The following is a 17580-nucleotide window of genomic DNA, read 5'->3' on the forward strand; positions in this document are numbered from 1 at the left end:
GCGGGCTGATTGACTGCGGCAGCGGCTTTGAAATTTTCGACGAAATAAAAAAAGGAATACGCCGTCCAGTCTGTTTATCTTACCCATTACCATCTGGACCATATTTTGGAGGCGTATCTTTTTAAAAGTGCCAAAATTTAAGATGTAAAAAACTGAATGAGATAGAAAAACTGACAAAAGCGAGCGGCATGCTGAGCCCGGCCGACGCGGAGAACCGCAAAAAGTGGACAAAACAGCTGTTTGAAAAACGCCTGAAAACCGGCAGCCGTTGCTGAACCATACGGAAAAATGATATCCGTACGGGGAAAAGTTTGATGTAAATGGAATGAAATGTCGATGATCCATCCGCCCGGCCATACGGAAGGACACTGCTGCCCATATATTTCCGAAGCACGTATCCTTTTGCCTGCGATTTTGACCTGGCCTCTTTTAACCTGTGGTACAACAACGCCAACTCAGACATTTGAGGCATTTATCGCATCGCATATGCGAAGACTATATAAGTTGAATTTGGAATTTACATCTTTACGCACAGTCGGTTCATGTTCGTTTCCCTTCTTTTCTTAGTCCATCCGCATACGTTATTATCATGCCGCCCTCCCATTTCAAAGCCATCAGCCCTTATTCCTTTTCCAGCTTCTCCTTTATTTCAAGGATCTTTTTTTCAGAAAAGCCTGTTGCCTTTTTGATAAAATCTAGTGGCATCCCAAGTTTAATGAGATTTCGGGTGATCTCGATTTTCCCTTCTTGTCTTCCTTCTCGTTTACCTTCTTGTAGTCCTTCTTTTCTCCCTTCTTCTCTTGCTTCTTGTTTTAGTTCATCTTCATACGTTATCATCATGCCGCCCTCCTATTTCAAAGCCATCAGACCTTATTCCTTTTCCAGCTTCTCTTTTATTTCAAGGACCTTTTTTTCAGAAAAGCCTGTTGCCTTTTTGATAAAATCAAGGGATGCCCCAAGTTTAATGAGGTTTCGGGTGATTTCTATTTTTCCTTCTTGTCTTCCTTCTCGTTTACCTTCTTGTAGTCCTTCTTTTCTCCCTTCTTCTCTTCCTTCTTTTCTCCCTTCTTCTCTTCCTTCTTGTTTTAGTTCATCTTCATACGTTATCATCGTGCCGCCCTCCCAATTTTTGATTTCCTGGTTAAATTCCTTTTGGTAATGACTTTCGAGTTTTATCATGTGGTCCATGAAAATGAAAAGTGTCAGTAAATCCTTTTTATCGAGCTGCAAGCGATCTTTCATAACATTAAAATTCATTCTACCGCTTATAATCTCTTTCTTTTCATATTTGGAATTCTCCATTAACTTAACCCCTTAATAATTTTTAAGTGTCATTTATTCTAAGATTTTAACTTATTCATCATAACGGTCCTTTTTTCGTAAAACGTTCCAAACTGTTTTACAACAATGAGAAAAAAATAACCAATGCCAGCAATACCGTATTTCATATATTTTCTCCCGACATTCTGATCCGTAATTTTTTAGTTTGTTTATCTATACAAGCATAACAGCCACGTGAACTACTAGCCCAATAATAAGTAACCAAATAAAGAACGAAATATAATACTCATAAATGCCTCATCCTCATTATAAATAAAATGCCAGCCTGCTGATAAATTGTCCCATCCTACTGTATTCGCATGGGCTACTGCATATCCTATTCCAACAAAAACGATTGAGTAGAGAAAAGCAGCGATTAAGAAAAATTTCATTCGATCCATTGTTAATCGGCCTTCTTGAACTTCTAACTTGATTTCTTCAAAGTTTTCTTTCGTTAAGATTTTTTCTCTCTCCTTCATATCATCCTATTTTTTCTTCATTATTAACTCTTAATTTTTATTTAAACCATTTCGCTACACTGTCTCCTATACTTTTGCTGACTTTTTCAATCGAATCTATTCCCTTGTTTATTCCCTTTTTACTTTGATCAGATATACTCTTGGATGAATTTCCCCACTTATAATTTATCCCGTAACTAACCATTGTCCCAACTCCAAATCCAACTACCGTGCCAATCGGAGGAAAGAATGCGGAACCAATTGCTGTACCTGCCGCAGTAGCTGCCGTGCCAAAAGCACCGTCTACAACAGTTCCAACTACAACTTTTTGCGTGTCACCCTTATACTTTTTGTAATTATCCGCAGCTATAAGTCCGTAACCTAGCGGGCCTAGTGCTTTTCCGGCTACTTTTGCCCCTTTTCCCAATGTATTCAGGCCTTTAAAACTTTCTTTTATTTCTTCTGTCAAATTTTTGTATGCAACTTTTGGTTTTTTCCACTCTGGGAGAGATCTGACAGTTTTTTTAATTGCTTTATATTTTTTTCCAGCAAATTCGTCTACAAATGTTGTTGATATTTTCACAGCTTTTTTAATTGGAGATAGTTTCTTCATCTCTCTAAATTTATCTATTCCATAAAGGTTTTCAAATTCTTTCTTCATTGCAAGTTTCCCACGTTCTCTGCCAAACGTTTCAATAGACTCAAGTAAATGATTAAAATTTTCTTTTGAAAGTGCCTTCCCTTTGTATTTAGCCAGATGATTTAAAAGAGCTTTTCCATTTATTTTATAGATTGTATTATTCATATAATTATTAAATGTTCGATACTCTTCCTTTGTAAAATTATGGAAAAGCTCACTTTTAAATGCTTTGCGCCTCCCCTTATCCAGTTTCTAATAAATATAGAACTGGATAGCAGCAATCAACAGGGTGTTAGACTTATTAATGTATTTATAAGTACGTTGCATTGCTTTAAAGCCATTGCTCATTAAAATAAATATTGCTAATTTATCGACAAACACTTGTTGTTCATGTAGTGACGAATCATTATCATTCAAACAGTCAGCTTGTCCGCCCCCAACCAAACTCCTTTCTCCTGCTTCCATCACTTTCTTCATCACCCTGTCCACGTCGCGGCGGCTTTCTTCGACGATTTGCAGGGCTTTGCGGTCAAAGGCGTGGAGTTTTTCATTCACTTCATTCGCAAATTTTTGTGATGCTTCAGCGCTTTCTATGAAATGGCCCAAGTCCGGTGCCGGAATGGATACAATATCGGAAATGCTGTGCAAAACTTGTAATCCTTCATGGTAGATGTCCATCATTTGGTTTTTCAATATGCGCGTTTTTTGATTAAGGTCATGCATATAATCAGCGTGCAGTACCGCGCCTGGCGAATCATCCACTGTACCCTCAAATTCGGAAATGATTTGGTTGTACCGGTGCTGAACTTGCCGGGCAGCTGTCACCAGTGCTTCAATCATTTCACCGTGGGTAGTGTGAAAATAATGTTTTGCTGAATCTGCCGCTTTCCCTTTAAAAGATTGCAGCCTACTGATCGCGTTTGTTTTTTGCCTTACAACTTCCAGCCTTGCCGCCATTTCTTTTGTGCTCCGGTCGATTTCTTTTTGCAGATGCAGCAGTTCTTCAAATTCAACTTTCATGGTGCAACATTCAACCCTTTCCCCTCTTTAATTCTCAAGCCTGTGAAAAGACTGGCCGATGTGATCATCCTGCTGTACCATCTCATTCCCTAATTGTTCCAGTTTCCGCAAGTCCGCATCGAGAAGCGCGCTGTACAGTTTCAACGTGTTCTGCAGTTTCCCCACTATTTCAAGCTGTTCTCTCATGCTTTTTAAATCCGGCGGCTGCTGCAGTGTTATTTTTACCGGCTTAATGCCCTCAAGCGTAGACCTGGTACTGTCCGCTTGGCTGAGCACTGCACGGAAGACGGTTTGATTGATCGCAATTTCTCCCATCACTTAATCCCCTTCCACAATTTCCTGGCTCAAGTTAGAAATATACGACTGCAAATATGATAAATTGCTTTGTGCCTCATTCAGCTGGTTCGCAAGGCGCCGGATTTCTTCTTCCAGCCTGTCCTCCGTATTTCGGAGATGATGCACATATTGGCGTACAGACGACTCTATTTTATGCAAGTGATTCAAATACTTATTTTTCGTTGTGCCTTTCCAAGAGGGTGGATGAAAATCAATATGCGCCACCTTCCTTTCGTGCTGCCATGCGCCTTCAATGACTCCCTCCATTCGCCCCTTTGCCCGATACAGCCGCTCGATTTTTTCTTCAAGCAGTGCAGCATCCTGCCTCGCTACTGCTGCCTGAGCCTGCATGTTTTCCCTTTTGCGGATCAGATCGCTTTTATCCATCCTTCGCTCACCGCCTCCCCTTGTTCGAGTGTACAAACGGTTTATTTTACCACTATTTTCTATCAACCAGCTTCTCGTTTTAATATTTTTTCAAAAATTAGGTCTTTTGAGCTAACTTGGTTACTTATTTCCCTTTCTCCACTAACTAAAACCAGGATATTCAGATGGTGGCGGCAATCATCATCCCCATGAGATACCAATAAGAGGAAAGGCGGACAAAAGAAGAGAATACTTGGTGGCAAATTTTTGCATAAAGAGCTTTTTGGTGGACTATCGGAAAACTTTATTCATAAAAAAATCCGGACATCAAAAAGTGCCCGGAATTTTTATGATTTTAGTCAAAAATAATATGGTTTACTGTTTTGCGGTCGAGACGTTTGATCACTTCTGTTATTAGTTTAACAGTATTTTCGTAATCATCACGGTGCAAGATGCCGGCGTGCGAGTGGATATAGCGTGTTGCAATCGTGATGGCAAGAGATGGAATGCCGCTGCCCGTTAAGTGAATGGAGCCGGCGTCTGTTCCGCCGCCCGGAATCGATTCAAACTGGTACGGGATATTTAACTCTTCAGCAACTTTCACAACCGTATCGCGCAAGCCTTTATGCGCCACCATTGAAGCGTCGTAAATCACGATTTGCGGACCTTTGCCCATTTTGCTGAGTGCTTCTTTCTCGGAGATTCCTGGGGTGTCCCCGGCAATCCCGACATCAAGTGCAAAGGCAATATCCGGTTTCACTTTGCTGGCTGCCGTCTTCGCGCCGCGCAAGCCCACTTCTTCCTGGACATTTGTTACACCGTAAACGATGTTCGGATGGTTTTCTTTATGCAGATTTTTTAGCACATCAATGACAACTGCACAGCCGATCCGGTTATCCCAGGCTTTGGCAAGCAGCATTTTTTCATTTTTCATAACCGTAAATTCAAAGTAAGGCACCACCATGTCGCCCGGTTTTACGCCCCATTCAAGCGCTTCTTCCCGGCTTGTGGCACCAATATCAATGAACATATCCTTGATTTCGTACGATTTTTTGCGTGCATCCGGTGATAAAATATGTGGTGGCTTCGATCCGATCACACCTGTCACATCACCTTTATCTGTTACAACCGTAACGCGTTGGGCAAGCATCACCTGTGACCACCAGCCGCCGATCGTTTGGAAGCGCAGAAAGCCCGACTCATCAATTTGTGTCACCATGAAACCAACTTCATCCATATGGCCGGCGATCATAATTTTCGGGCCGTCCGCCTGCCCCGTTTTCTTTGCAATTAAGCTGCCGAGGCCGTCTGTGTCAAGTTCATCGGCATACGGCTCTATGTATTTTTTGACAACAGCACGCACTTCTGCTTCATTGCCGGCAATCCCTTTTGCATCGGTTAAATCTTTCAACATGGACAATGTCTCATCTAACTTTGCCACTGGCATTTCCTCCTCGTCCCGATATGTACAAAGCCTATTATAATCAAAATCGCAAAAAGTGTAAAAAGTTTCAGCCTTCTATTTTATATCACGTCGGACTATGCCGGGTATTTCCTGATACTCTTTTTATATGTCAGAAGCAGCATGCTTTAGAGAGCTTCATCCAACCAAGAAGAGCTGGAAATAGCTGCTTCACTGCCTGATGGGAAGAAGGCAGACTACCTGTTCTCTGAAGCAGATGGCAATTCAGGGACTGAAAAAGAAACAGCATATGGAAGTCCACCACGCCATTCTCTATGAGGGATGGGAAATCAATGGCAAAAGGGGCTTCCTGCGTCAGCCCCACAGTCATCATGAGGACGGAAGCCATTCAGATATTTTGGGATGAAGTCCAAGCCACAGCTGCCAACACCTATTCCCTCGAAAAAGCGCATATTATTACAAACAGTGATGGAGGTACGCCGAGATACGGCAAATCTTCCCGTCCGTTTTTTGAAGATGACTGTTATGAAAAAAATCAGCAAAAACAAAAATAATCAAAATAACCACAAGGTCTCCTGCTTTAAAAACAAGGAAACCCGCCGGAAAATCTTTGGCGGGTTTCCTTAAACTTTACAGATTTGCCGCGACTTCGTAAGCATCCCAGATGGCATACATGATGTTTGCGACCTTGCGGGCATCGCCAACCACATGAAGATCGGCAACCTCAAACTTTAAATCTTCATAGAGTGATTTTTCAGCCGAGTAGCCGACTGCGAGCACAATGCTGTCTGCTTCAATTTCACGCAATTCGCCGTCAACATCCACAACGGCTGTCTTTTCTGTCGTATCTACTATTTTTGAAGAAGTGTAGACTTGAACACCTTTAAACGGTACGAGTCTTTCCAGCATGTCCGAGTTAGCGTGGCAAAGCGGACCATTAACTGCCAGCAGTTTGTCCTGCATTTCCACAAGCGAGACATCTTTTCCTTTTTCTGCAAGGTTCAAAGCCAGTTCGCAGCCGACAAGACCGCCGCCGACAATGACAACATGTTGCCCGGCATCCACTTTATCGAGCAAAACATCTTCTGCTGTAAATACTTTGTTTTTTCCGTCGAGCGGCAAAATTTTCGGATTCGAACCCGTTGCAATCAGCACGGCATCCACGTTTGCAGCCAAAATTTCTTCTTTTGTCAATGCAGTATTCAAATGAATTTCTACGCCAAGGCGTTCCAACGTATGCTCATACCAGGCAACAAGCGCCAGGTCATCTTCTTTAAAATCAGGTGCGCCGCCAGGGATCAAGTTGCCGCCTAAACGGTTCGATTTTTCAAAAATGACCGGTTCATGGCCGCGCAATGCAAGCACACGGGCAGCTTCGCATCCGGCCACGCCGCCGCCTGCAATCAGTACGCGTTTCTTTTTTAAAGCAGGTGTCAATGCTGCTTCTTTTTCTCGACAGGCAGCCGGATTCACTGCGCAGCCTAAGGAAGAATACTCCTGGATCCGACCCATGCAGCCTTCATGGCATGACAGACACGGGCGGATATCGGCAACCTGCCCGATTCGGAGCTTATTGACGTAATCCGGGTCAGCCAATAACGGGCGGCCCAAGCTGATAATATCACATGCTCCGTCTTCCAGTGCGGCAAGTGCAAGATCCGGATTGTCCATGCGGCCCGCGCAAAGGACAGGCACATCGACAGCTTCCTTCACCAGCCTGGCATACGGAATGTAAAGCCCCTTCTTCTGGTACATCGGAGGATGGCTCCACCACCATGAATCATAAGAACCAACATCGACGTCCAGAGCATCATAGCCGTAGGAAACGAGCAGCTTTGCTGCCTCGATGCCTTCATCCAAATCGCGGCCTTTTTCTTCAAACTCCTCGCCAGGCAGTGCCCCTTCCCGCCAATCCTTGATAAAACTTTTCGGGCTGAAGCGGAGCGTCACAGGAAAATCTTCGCCACAGCGCTGTTTAATTTCCTCGACAATTTCCCGGGCAAAACGAAGGCGATTTTCAAGCGGGCCACCGTATGCATCGGTACGTTTGTTGAAAAACGCAATCGCAAACTGGTCGAGCAAATAGCCTTCGTGCACAGCATGGATTTGCACCCCGTCAAATCCGGCGCGCTTCGCATTGAACGCCCCATCCCCGAATTTGCGGACAATGGAATGAATTTCTTCAACTGTCAGTTCGCGACATGTTTTATCCAGCCAGCGATGCGGGATTGGCGACGGTGCAACCGGCGGGTACTCGCCAAGGTTTGTCGGGATCGTCACCCGGCCAAAACCGGCGCTCATTTGCAGAAAAATTTTCGAATCATATGCATGGATGCGCTCTGTCATTTCTTTGGAAGTCCGGACAAAATGGACAGGGTTATGGGTCGGGCAAGGTACGTTTGGCATTCCGTGCTCTTCCACTTCATTATCAACGAAAGTGACGCCGGTAATAATCAGAGCGGTTCCCCCGCGCGCACGGGCTGTATAATACTCAATCCCGCGCTGGTTGAAACCGCCTTCTGCATCGGCAAGACCCAGCGGACCCATTGGTGCCATTGCATAACGATTTTTGAGTTCCACATTCCTTATTTTCACAGTTTCAAATAGCTTTTTGTATTTCATTTTAAAGGCCTCCCCGGATTTTCCATTTTCATCGAATGGATTCGGTGAACATTTTCATTATAGAATGGGTATAATAAAAAATCGGTAGACAAAATGTGAAATTTTTCACATATGTAGAGGAAGCATTGACAAAGGCCGCGGCTTGCTTTCATAATTTTTTACATATCATGAAGAATCGGGGAATGAAAGATGGATGAAAAGCCGTTGACCAAAAGGAAAAAACAGGCGATGGAAACGAAAAACCGGATTTTCGAAACAGCGATGGAGCTGTTTGCCAAAAAAGGATACAAAGACATTAAAATTGAAGATATTTGCCGGCTGGCCGGCGTTTCAGTCGGTGCTTTTTATCATTATTTTCCCTCGAAAAATGACTTACTTCTTGAAATGTACAGCCGGGCAGATGTGTATTTTGCAGAACAAGTGCGCGAACGTCTCAAACACCTCGATTTTCCACACAAGATCACAGCCTTTTTTGCCATTTATGCACAATACAATGAAAAAACAGGAATCAGTATGATGAAGCAGCTTTACCATGCAGAAAACCGCCTGTTTATCCAAAAGGGGCGCGGCATGCAGGAGACACTTGCACAAATCATTGCAGACGGCCAGACAGCAGGAGAAATGGTTCGTGATATGCCTGCAGAAAAAATCACGGAATACCTCTTCATTGCAGCACGGGGCGTCACGTATGACTGGTGCTTGCATGATGGGGGTTATGATTTGGAAAGGGCAATGAGAGCGTATATGGGAAGATTGTTAAAAGTATTTTTGCAATAGACAAAATGGTTCAAATTCATTATAATAAAGAAAAATGAATGACCATTCATTTTAAAGGGGGGCCTTACCCATGGCATATACGAAATTCGGGCCGCTTACCGTCATTGCGGGGGAAAACGGCAGCCGCGTCCCGTTCAGTACCTCGCTTCTCGTCGAGGGCGGGCAGGGGGCGGCGCTGGTTGACTGCGGCAGCGGCTTTCAAATTTTAAATGAAATAAAAAAGGAATACGCCATTCGGTCTGTTTATTTGACCCATTACCATCTGGACCATATTTGGGGCGCGTACCTGTTTAAAGACGCCGAAATTCAAATCAATCCATATGATGTAAAAAAACTGAATGATGTTGAAGAGCTGGCAAAAGCGAGCGGTATGCTGAGCCCGGCCGACCCGGAGAGCCGCAAAAAGTGGATGAAGCAGCTGTTTGAGAAACCGCCTGAAAACTGGGACCGCCCGCACTGGCAGCCGGTGCTGAACCTTACGGAAAAATGGTATCCGTACGGGGAAGAGCTCAATGTATATGGGACGAAAATGTTGATGATCCATGCGCCCGGCCATACGGAAGGATACTGCTGCCCGTATTTTCCGGAACACGGTGTCCTGTTTGCCGGCGATTTTGACCTGGCCTCTTTCGGACCGTGGTACAACAACGCCGACTCTGACATTGACGCCTTTATCGCATCCGCGAAAACCACGTTGGAAACAGATGCGCAAATTTTCATCACTTCACACCATAAAGGGGTGGTGGACAGAAAAACATATGAAGAATTGCTGAAGCGGTATATCAACAAAATTTACGAGCGCGAAGAAAAAACGCGGTCTGCTGTAAAGCGGGGTGTGGCGCCGGACGAAATGATCTACGAAGAAATTTTTTATTTCCGGAAAAATCTAGAACAGAACCCGCAACTTGTGATTTCCGAAATCGTCGGCATCGCCAAGCACCTCGACAGGCTTGTGCGTAATGGGGAACCGTTTGAAGCTTATTTTGAAGCATTTTTGCAGCACTTTCAGTTAACAAGGGAAAATATTTTCTATCACACATCTTCTGTCCCGACACAACTCCAATAACAGGTAGCGGCGCCCGCTTCGCCGCTATTTTTCCTGTAAAAGCCTTTTTCTGTGCCGGACACAGCGCTTGCACAAAAAAACAACCGCCATTACGGTTGCAAATCGGCAGCTTGTTTCCTCAGCTGCGTTTTTAAAATTTTCCCGACCCCGTTGCGCGGCAGGTCATCTAGAAAGACAAATTTTTTCGGCACTTTGTTTTTCGCGAGATGCTTGCGGCAATATGCGGCCAAATCCTGCGCTGATGTTTCGTCTCCCGGCTTCTTCACGATAAAAGCGAGCGCTTCTTCCCCCATCCGCTCATCTGGCACACCGATCACCGCTGTCTCCAGCACAGCGGGGTGGCGGGCAAGCAGTTCTTCGATATCACGCGGATAAATATTAAAACCGCCACGAATGATTAAATCTTTTTTACGGTCGACGATATACAAATATCCGTCTTCATCCACTTTCGCAAGATCCCCTGTATAAAGCCAGCCGTTCTTTAAAACCCGCGCTGTTTCTTCTCTATTTTGGTAATAGCCAGGGGTGATGTTATCGCCGCGGACGACCAGCTCCCCGACCTCGCCAGCCGGCACTTCCAAATCATTCGGGTTCACAATTTTAATCTCAACGCCAGGGATCGGCACACCGACAGACCCTGGTTTATACGGCATACCCTCCTTATAAGAACTGACAACCGGCGCAGCTTCCGACAGCCCGTAGCCTTCCAGCACCTCCACCCCGAATTTATCCAGAAATCCCCGCCGTAATGCTTCCGGCAGCGGCGCTGAACCGGAGCCAAGGGATTCGAGGCTCGACAGGTCGTACGCTTCTGCCTTCGGGTGATGGTACATTGCATACACCATTGCCGGGACCACCGAGAAAGACCGGACCCGATATTTTTCAATTGCTGCAAAAACCTGTTCCGGCTCAAATTTTGCAAAAACAACGACAGAATACCCTTTGATATAGCATACATTTGAAACAGTCAGTCCGTACACATGGGCAAGCGGCAGGACACCAATTGTCACTTCGCGCCCTTGCCCCTCTTTCGTGTTTGCTGCAGAATTCACCGCATTCGAATATAAATTCCGGTGCGTTAAGATAACCCCTTTTGGACTGCCGGTTGTGCCGGATGTATATAAAATGACAGCGGGATTGTCTTCCCGGATTCCCGTTACCGGTGTGAAGTCATTTTCCAACGGGTCGGATGTTATACCGTCCGCCGAAAAAACAACCGGTTTTTCCGGCAAACCGGAAATGGCCTGCCTGAGTTTTGGCATTGTAGCGGCGTTTGTGATGACTGCCTTGGCACCGGAATTCCGAAGAATATAGGCGATTTCTTCAGCATGCAGCAAAAACATGACCGGTACGATGATGGCGCCGGTCCTTGCGATGCCCTGATAGGAAAACAGCACTTCCGGGCAGTTGGGCATGCAAACGAGCACCCGGTCTCCTTTCCGGATACCGTTTTTTTGCAGGTTCCCGGCAATCCGGTTGGCGTATTTTTGCGCATCCAGATTGCTGTAAGCCTTCCCGCTGTAATAAAACAGCGGGTATTCGCCAAACTGTGCAATGTTTTGTTCCAGCAAATCCTGTAATAACGGCATTTTTTCACCCCATTTATGTTAAAGTGACGGGAGACGCGCTTTTTCTATCCGCCCGGGCATGAGCCGTTAATCCATTAATTCCCCCACTTTCACATGCCCACGTAGCAGGTTCCGGGAGATGATGTAGCGCTGGATTTCGTCCGTGCCTTCGAAAATCCGCCACAGCCGCATTTCCCGGTACCACCGTTCAATCGGCAGTTCTTTCGTATATCCCATGCCGCCGTGAATTTGCAGCACCCGGTCCACAACCCGGTTGGCCATATTGCTGCCGTACAGTTTTGCAATCGAGGCATAGTGACGGTTGTCCTTTCCCGTTTCAGAAAGCCATGCCGCATGGAGAACGAGCCACCGTGTTGCTTCAATTTCAACATTAGAATCGGCAATCATCCATTGGATCGCCTGCCGTTCTGCAATGGGCTTGCCAAAAGTAACGCGTGTTTTTGCGTAGTCCATTGCCATTTGCAATAACCGTTCCGAGGCACCGACCGCTCTGGCCGGAATGAGCCAGCGCCCTTGGCCGATCCACTTCATCCCAAGGCTGAACCCCTTGCCCAGTTCGCCGAGAATATTTGCTTCAGGCACCCGGACATCCTCGAACACGAGCGAAGCAGGCCCCCACTCCCCCATCGTCTGGATGTATTCCGACCGCCACCCCATATCACGATCAACAAGGAAGCAGGTTACCCCGCCGTTTGCCCCTTTTTCCTTGTCCGTGACGGCAAATACCATCGCAAAATCGGCTTCATTGCCGTTTGTAATGAACACTTTTTCGCCGTTTAATACCCAATGGTCCCCGTCTTTTACGGCCGTCATTTTAATATTCGCGGCATCAGACCCCGCCCCCGGTTCCGTTAAGGCAAAGCATGACCGCCGCTCTCCATTGATGACCGGGATTAAATATTTTTGCTTTTGTTCCTCATTACAGTCATACAAAATATTATCCGCCGAACCGCCGAAGCTGAACGGGACAAAGGTGCGCCCGAGTTCCATTTGGAGGAGCGCCGTCATCACGGGGCCGAGGTTCGCGCCGCCATATTCTTCCGGCGTATTAATCCCCCAGAAACCGGCTGCCTTCGCTTTCTCTTGCAAATTTTTTATGACGCTATCCGCCAGGCCCGGCCGCCCCTCGCGTTCATTTTTTAAAACCTCCTGCTCGAGTGGCATCAATTCTTTTTTTACAAACTCCCGCACCGTTCGCTGAATCATTTTTTGCTCATCTGACAGCGTGAAATCCATGGGTTGTCCTCCTTTTTAATAATGATTACGCTTTCATTTCATCGTTTATCAATACAATATATGCATCGTCCAGGCGGATATACTTGGAAAATAGGACAGGGCTGTACCGGAAATGCCTGGCACAGCCCTGTTTTTGCGCAGGTTTCGTATGAAACTGCCCGCCTCTTCAGCCATATTTTTTTAAAAAAACTGCACCTATCACCTGCCTTCTTTCAGGTGATAGGTGCAAGGCAATAACACACTATTTTTTCACATAGAACAGCCTTGACACAATCAACCCGACCGTCCCGAGGGCAATAAACAAAATCGTCCGGATGAAAAGGTTGACGGTATGCATATCGACAAAAAATCAGTTTACAAAGCGTGATCAAAAGCAGGATCATCCCCGCGAGCCGGATCTTCTTATTGTCTTTCCAAACCCCGAGCGCCACTCCAGCTGCAGCATATACCATCCAGACAAAAGACTGGAGCATCATCCGCAGGCTGACGGACCAGCTTTCTGCAACCGCACCTGCCAGCTGGGTAAGAAAAACAAGATGAAAAAAGGCATTTACGGCGATCATAAAGTTTTTCAGCCCTTCCTGTTTCAACGAAGCTGCAGCCAGCATCCGGTAGAAAAACAGCATCGTCCCGATCACAACAAGCCACACGAAAGTCTCCGCACTGAACACATCCCGGATCCATACGGTGGAAAATAATTGAAAAGTTGTAAAAATATAAAGCAATAACCCGATAACCTGCTGAATGACTGCTTTAAAATGAAAGCCAAGATAAATGGCGACCGTGGCTACAATAAAATACACGGCAAGATTTAACACATGATCAGGCAAAATTTGGTACAGGAAATAAACAACGCTTACTGTACAAATGGAAATGGAGACAGAGATCTGCTCCCGGTTTTGTTTTTCCCGGCCGTAGTAGGCAAACCAGCCGTAAGCGACTGCAGCGGCCAATAAGTATAGATTAAACAGCGCATGTTGAAGCGATGCTTGCAGCAATATGCCCGGCACTTCCTCCAGCGTACTATAAGCCCATCCGGTTGTCAGCACAAAGCTTGAGAATAAGACCGGCACCGTTGCCTCTCCCATTCCCTTCTTGTAAAAAGCGACCCAGCAAAGCAGCGCATGCTGAATGATCGCCCCAAGCACAACAGAATACGAGATCCCTGCACCAACTTGATCGATCAAAAGATTGATATAAAGGATAAAAACGGCGGCATGCCACAGCCCACTTGCCATATAAAACAGCGCTTTGTAAGATTTCCGGACGGCAAACAAGAGCAAAAGCGCATAAAATGCCGTTTCATACCAAATAACAAAATGGGCGGCATGTTCCTTTCCTTCAACCAAAAACGGCACAAGATACCCGGCACATGCAGTTAAAATCGCAATCGCTTCCGAACGGTGCCGGTCAGAAAGAAACAGCCCAAGCCCGATCCAGATCAGGTTCAGGATAAATGCAATGAAAGGCGGCACGAAACCGTACAAAACATGCATCGCAAACGTCGTCAAAATAGCAACGGAAACGGCGCCGGACAGCAGCACGGTTCCAAGTGCCACCATTTGTTTCTTAATCTGTCTCTCCCCAAAAAAGTACAGCACAGCGGCCACGCCAAAACCGAGCAAAACCCTGATTAGTTCCGTCCCCGCAATGGCCACAATGGTAAAGGCAAAAATGATGCCCAGAAGCAGCACGAAAATAAAGATTCTCGGCAGCCACACCCTCCCGAGTCGGTATTCCCAATCAACCGGTTCCGACTTCGCCTGAACCGGTGTTTTCTGCACCGGTGTCTCAGCATCCTCTATGCGTGGTGCGGTTTTCTCAACCCGTTTATCCGGCGTGCTGGTTGTGGTTGGTATGGTGCTTTGAGCGGCTTCCCTTTTGGCCGGCTGGTTTCCCTGTTTCGCTGCAAGGTCAGTTTTTAATGTTGCCACTTCCTGTTCCAAAACGGCCACTCTTAGTTCAAGCTGTTCAATCCGGTCCATTTGGTCCCCCCTCAATTTCTCTTCTTCTTTAAAGATATTCGAAGCAGGCAGTCTGGTTTCCTTCTCATTTTGTCTTTTTTCGACAGGTTGAGGCGGATTTTGCCGGTTGACCCGCAACCAGCAAGCGTGCCGTTTTCCAAATCAGGATGACACAACTGCAAGTTCCCTTTCCAATGGCAATAATTCCCCTAGCTTAAGTTCCGGATTTTCTGAACTCATCTTTTCTATCCTTATACTTTACATTCAAAATTCATTTGCCAAATCTAATAGTATGCCTTCCGGGAATTACCCGCCAAATCCAATCAGCACACCTATGAAATACATCAGGCAGCACCAAAAAAACTGTCCCCGGCAGGCAGCCGCTTTATTCCCTGTAGATCAGCTCAAACACCGCATCAAACAAATCCGGGTCGAGATTCATGGTGCGCAGCCGGGCCAGTATTTTCAAAGGCGCCTCTTCTTCCCGGGCCAAAGCATAAATCTCCTCTTTCAAACGATAAGCAATCTGTGCCGCGTTTAGCAGCCCGTAAAAATCCTGCAAGCGGCGTGCGCGAACATCGTGCGTGCCGGCCGAAAATGAAACCGCAGCCCCTTTTTTCGGATCGTATGCTGCAATCCTCTGTTGCCTCGTCATAGGATGCCGAATACCCGGATATTTCGATGTTTCCGAATCCGCGAAACAGCATCCGGATCTCTCTTGGAGCAGGCAAAACACGCGAGTCGCCCTCAATCGGATGCACGATAAATTTCTGCTGCTCCCAGTCGAGTTCAAATTTCGTCAAGGCATACGCCCCGTTTTCATATGCCAGCGTTTCCCCGTCATCTTCATACAGTACAAAGGTATTTGTGCTCCCCGGAAAAACCAGCACATCCAGCTGCTTCGGATTTTCGGTTCCGTTTTTATGCGGGCAGTGCCCCGCAAGTGGAATGATCGCGCCGGCTTTTGCAAAAACAGGCAAACGGCCAAGCCCCCTGTACACGTTTAACCTCGTGCCGCCTTCATAACGGTGGCCGGTAAAAAAGTCGTACCACGTGCCAAACGGCAGCCATACCTTTACACACGCGAGACCAAGCGCCGGATTTCTTTTTTCCGTTACTGGTGCAACGACCAGTTCGCTGCCGAAAAAGTACTGGTGCCGGACATCATACGCTTCTTCATTAAGCGGATACAAACCATACATCGGCATGACAAGCGGCAGCAAGTCATGATGCGTCCGCCAGTTCATCGTGTAAAGATACGGAACCAGCCGGTGCCTTAACCGCAGAAATGCCTTGATTGCATCCGCCGCTTCTTTTCCGTATTTCCACGGCTCTTTCCCCATGAATTCACTCTGCGTGCTGTGCAGGCGCAAGATCGGGCTAAAAGTGCCAAACTGCACCCAGCGCACAGCCAGTTCGTCATCACGCGCCCCGCCGAAGTGGCCGCCGATATCATGGCTCCACCATGAGTAGCCAATATTTGAAGCTGTTGCCGTAAAATACGGCTGAAACCGGTAAGAGTCCCAGGATACAACGGTATCGCCGGAAAAACCGATGGGATAACGGTGGCTGCCGGCGCCGGCGTAGCGTGATAAAATGAGCGGGCGCTTTCCGGACTTCAACCTGTCCAAGGTGTGGAAATGATTCAAAAGCCACAAAGGATCAAGCCCTTCAATCGAACTGTTTGTCCCCTGCTGCCAGTCAATCCACCAAAAATCAACACCATCTTTTTCCTGCGGATGGTGCAGGTACTCAAAATACGCATCACGGAAAAAACGGTTGTTGATATCGAATAAAATCGGGTCTCCCGTCTCCGGGTCGATGCCCATTTTTACAGCCATTTCCGGATACATTTCCTCATAGGCACGCACCCCGTCGGCTGGATGCAGATTGAGCGTTACTTTTAAATGCCGTGCATGCAGCCAGTCCAAGAACGATTTTGGATCCGGAAACAGCTCCTTATTCCACGTATAGCCTGTCCAGCCGCTCCCGTATTTTGCCGGAATATCCACAAGATGCCAGTCCATGTCCAGCACGGCGACAGAAAAAGGAATATCCTCGTTTTCAAACCGCTCCACAAGCGTTTTATATTCCTGCTCTTTATACGGCCAGTACCGGCTCCACCAGTTTCCGAACACAAACCGGGGCAAAAGCGGTGGCGCCCCTGTCAGTTTGTAAAAATCACGCAATGCCTCCAGATAACTGCGGCCGTACGCAAAAAAATAAAGATCCACGCCTTTGTTCTTGCGCGGTTCAATCGTCTCTTCATCAACAAGAATAAAAGATTCCGAATCATCCAGCACCGCGTAACCTTTTTTAGAAAGAATGCCTTCTTCCAAATCGATTTCCCCATCCACCTGGTCCAGCGTTCTGGCTGTGCCTTTCAATGTTTCCACCGGTGTTCCGAAATACCAGCGGTTCTTGTGGTTTGTAAAATTGCTTTTCACATCAATAAAAAGTGCATTCGGCGAAAACGGGCCTTTCTTAAGGTAGTGCAGATGGAAAGCTTCGGTGATGATTTCAAGCGAAACATCGTTTTCCAGCTTCCGGAATGCCGGTACCGGAAACGCCCGGTTCAGCACGGTTTGTGTCGCCCTGTCTTCAAACATGCCGTTTTCCGCATATTCCAAGCGAATCAGCTTCGGCGTCAGCACGGTAAACCGGTAATGCTCCCCAGTTATAACAGCCTGCGGATTGGGCTTAGGGCTTAATGGAAAACGCATTTTTTCTTCCTTCATCACGGACCACCCTTTTTTCATTTTA

At 46.5% G+C, this 17580-nt stretch carries 15 protein-coding genes and 1 pseudogene; 3 read left to right on the forward strand and 13 right to left on the reverse strand.

Annotated elements, in window-relative coordinates; all coding sequences use genetic code 11:
• Positions 1-621 precede the first annotated feature (621 nt).
• From BCOA_RS20835 to BCOA_RS20870, 8 genes are all read right to left on the reverse strand, one after another.
• Positions 622-837, reverse strand: coding sequence for a hypothetical protein (locus BCOA_RS20835; protein ID WP_035182436.1), 216 nt, complete (start codon positions 835-837; stop codon positions 622-624).
• 33 nt (positions 838-870) lie between these two features.
• Positions 871-1302 (reverse strand): hypothetical protein, encoded by a 432-nt coding sequence (locus tag BCOA_RS35525; RefSeq protein WP_014096082.1) that lies wholly within the window; start codon positions 1300-1302, stop codon positions 871-873.
• 221 nt (positions 1303-1523) lie between these two features.
• Positions 1524-1799, reverse strand: a complete 276-nt coding sequence (locus tag BCOA_RS20845; protein WP_014096084.1) for a hypothetical protein — start codon at positions 1797-1799, stop codon at positions 1524-1526.
• Positions 1800-1836: 37 nt separating this feature from the next.
• A complete protein-coding gene (locus BCOA_RS20850; RefSeq protein WP_014096085.1) occupies positions 1837-2583 on the reverse strand; it encodes a hypothetical protein in 747 nt (248 codons plus the stop codon).
• 87 nt (positions 2584-2670) lie between these two features.
• Positions 2671-3438 (reverse strand): T7SS effector LXG polymorphic toxin, encoded by a 768-nt coding sequence (locus BCOA_RS20855; RefSeq protein ID WP_014096086.1) that lies wholly within the window; start codon positions 3436-3438, stop codon positions 2671-2673.
• Between the two features lie 27 nt (positions 3439-3465).
• Positions 3466-3753, reverse strand: coding sequence for a hypothetical protein (locus BCOA_RS20860; protein WP_014096087.1), 288 nt, complete (start codon positions 3751-3753; stop codon positions 3466-3468).
• 3 nt (positions 3754-3756) lie between these two features.
• Positions 3757-4161, reverse strand: coding sequence for a DUF5082 domain-containing protein (locus BCOA_RS20865; protein WP_014096088.1), 405 nt, complete (start codon positions 4159-4161; stop codon positions 3757-3759).
• A 334-nt stretch (positions 4162-4495) separates the two neighbouring features.
• Positions 4496-5581, reverse strand: coding sequence for a M42 family metallopeptidase (locus BCOA_RS20870; RefSeq protein WP_026104662.1), 1086 nt, complete (start codon positions 5579-5581; stop codon positions 4496-4498).
• A gap of 171 nt (positions 5582-5752) precedes the next feature.
• On the opposite strand from BCOA_RS20870, the pseudogene BCOA_RS35000 reads away from it, so the two are divergent.
• A pseudogene (locus BCOA_RS35000) lies at positions 5753-6039 on the forward strand (ISLre2 family transposase); the annotation flags it as partial.
• Positions 6040-6193: 154 nt separating this feature from the next.
• On the opposite strand, the gene BCOA_RS20880 reads toward BCOA_RS35000, so the two are convergent.
• Positions 6194-8185, reverse strand: a complete 1992-nt coding sequence (locus tag BCOA_RS20880) for an oxidoreductase (protein ID WP_014096091.1) — start codon at positions 8183-8185, stop codon at positions 6194-6196.
• Between the two features lie 189 nt (positions 8186-8374).
• Here BCOA_RS20880 and BCOA_RS20885 point away from each other — a divergent pair, with 189 nt between their 5' ends.
• Together BCOA_RS20885 and BCOA_RS20890 are read left to right on the forward strand one after the other, a co-directional pair.
• Positions 8375-8962, forward strand: a complete 588-nt coding sequence (locus tag BCOA_RS20885) for a TetR/AcrR family transcriptional regulator (RefSeq protein ID WP_014096092.1) — start codon at positions 8375-8377, stop codon at positions 8960-8962.
• Positions 8963-9032: 70 nt separating this feature from the next.
• Positions 9033-10028 carry an MBL fold metallo-hydrolase gene (locus BCOA_RS20890; protein ID WP_014096093.1) on the forward strand — a complete coding sequence of 332 codons (996 nt, stop codon included), beginning with the start codon at positions 9033-9035 and terminating at the stop codon, positions 10026-10028.
• 89 nt (positions 10029-10117) lie between these two features.
• Here BCOA_RS20890 and BCOA_RS20895 read toward each other — a convergent pair whose 3' ends face one another.
• The 4 genes from BCOA_RS20895 to BCOA_RS20910 form a co-directional block, all read right to left on the reverse strand.
• A complete protein-coding gene (locus tag BCOA_RS20895) occupies positions 10118-11617 on the reverse strand; it encodes a class I adenylate-forming enzyme family protein (protein ID WP_014096094.1) in 1500 nt (499 codons plus the stop codon).
• A 66-nt stretch (positions 11618-11683) separates the two neighbouring features.
• Positions 11684-12853: an acyl-CoA dehydrogenase family protein gene (locus tag BCOA_RS20900; protein ID WP_014096095.1), complete on the reverse strand. Its 1170-nt coding sequence runs from the start codon at positions 12851-12853 to the stop codon at positions 11684-11686.
• A 212-nt stretch (positions 12854-13065) separates the two neighbouring features.
• A complete protein-coding gene (locus BCOA_RS20905; protein ID WP_014096096.1) occupies positions 13066-14838 on the reverse strand; it encodes a DUF2339 domain-containing protein in 1773 nt (590 codons plus the stop codon).
• Positions 14839-15233: 395 nt separating this feature from the next.
• Positions 15234-17555 carry a glycoside hydrolase family 31 protein gene (locus BCOA_RS20910; protein WP_148261651.1) on the reverse strand — a complete coding sequence of 774 codons (2322 nt, stop codon included), beginning with the start codon at positions 17553-17555 and terminating at the stop codon, positions 15234-15236.
• Positions 17556-17580: the final 25 nt, after the last annotated feature.

Origin of the sequence: Heyndrickxia coagulans 36D1 (assembly GCF_000169195.2) — a bacterium.
Lineage (GTDB): Bacteria > Bacillota > Bacilli > Bacillales > Bacillaceae_C > Weizmannia > Weizmannia faecalis.

Coding starts and splice junctions, on each gene's coding strand:
- BCOA_RS20835 (WP_035182436.1), bottom strand. CDS start 837: ATGATAACGTATGAAGATGAACTAAAACAAGAAGCAAGAGAAGAAGGG.
- BCOA_RS35525 (WP_014096082.1), bottom strand. CDS start 1,302: ATGGAGAATTCCAAATATGAAAAGAAAGAGATTATAAGCGGTAGAATG.
- BCOA_RS20845 (WP_014096084.1), bottom strand. CDS start 1,799: ATGAAGGAGAGAGAAAAAATCTTAACGAAAGAAAACTTTGAAGAAATC.
- BCOA_RS20850 (WP_014096085.1), bottom strand. CDS start 2,583: ATGAATAATACAATCTATAAAATAAATGGAAAAGCTCTTTTAAATCAT.
- BCOA_RS20855 (WP_014096086.1), bottom strand. CDS start 3,438: ATGAAAGTTGAATTTGAAGAACTGCTGCATCTGCAAAAAGAAATCGAC.
- BCOA_RS20860 (WP_014096087.1), bottom strand. CDS start 3,753: ATGGGAGAAATTGCGATCAATCAAACCGTCTTCCGTGCAGTGCTCAGC.
- BCOA_RS20865 (WP_014096088.1), bottom strand. CDS start 4,161: ATGGATAAAAGCGATCTGATCCGCAAAAGGGAAAACATGCAGGCTCAG.
- BCOA_RS20880 (WP_014096091.1), bottom strand. CDS start 8,185: ATGAAATACAAAAAGCTATTTGAAACTGTGAAAATAAGGAATGTGGAA.
- BCOA_RS20885 (WP_014096092.1), top strand. CDS start 8,375: ATGGATGAAAAGCCGTTGACCAAAAGGAAAAAACAGGCGATGGAAACG.
- BCOA_RS20890 (WP_014096093.1), top strand. CDS start 9,033: ATGGCATATACGAAATTCGGGCCGCTTACCGTCATTGCGGGGGAAAAC.
- BCOA_RS20895 (WP_014096094.1), bottom strand. CDS start 11,617: ATGCCGTTATTACAGGATTTGCTGGAACAAAACATTGCACAGTTTGGC.
- BCOA_RS20900 (WP_014096095.1), bottom strand. CDS start 12,853: ATGGATTTCACGCTGTCAGATGAGCAAAAAATGATTCAGCGAACGGTG.
- BCOA_RS20905 (WP_014096096.1), bottom strand. CDS start 14,838: ATGGACCGGATTGAACAGCTTGAACTAAGAGTGGCCGTTTTGGAACAG.
- BCOA_RS20910 (WP_148261651.1), bottom strand. CDS start 17,555: ATGAAGGAAGAAAAAATGCGTTTTCCATTAAGCCCTAAGCCCAATCCG.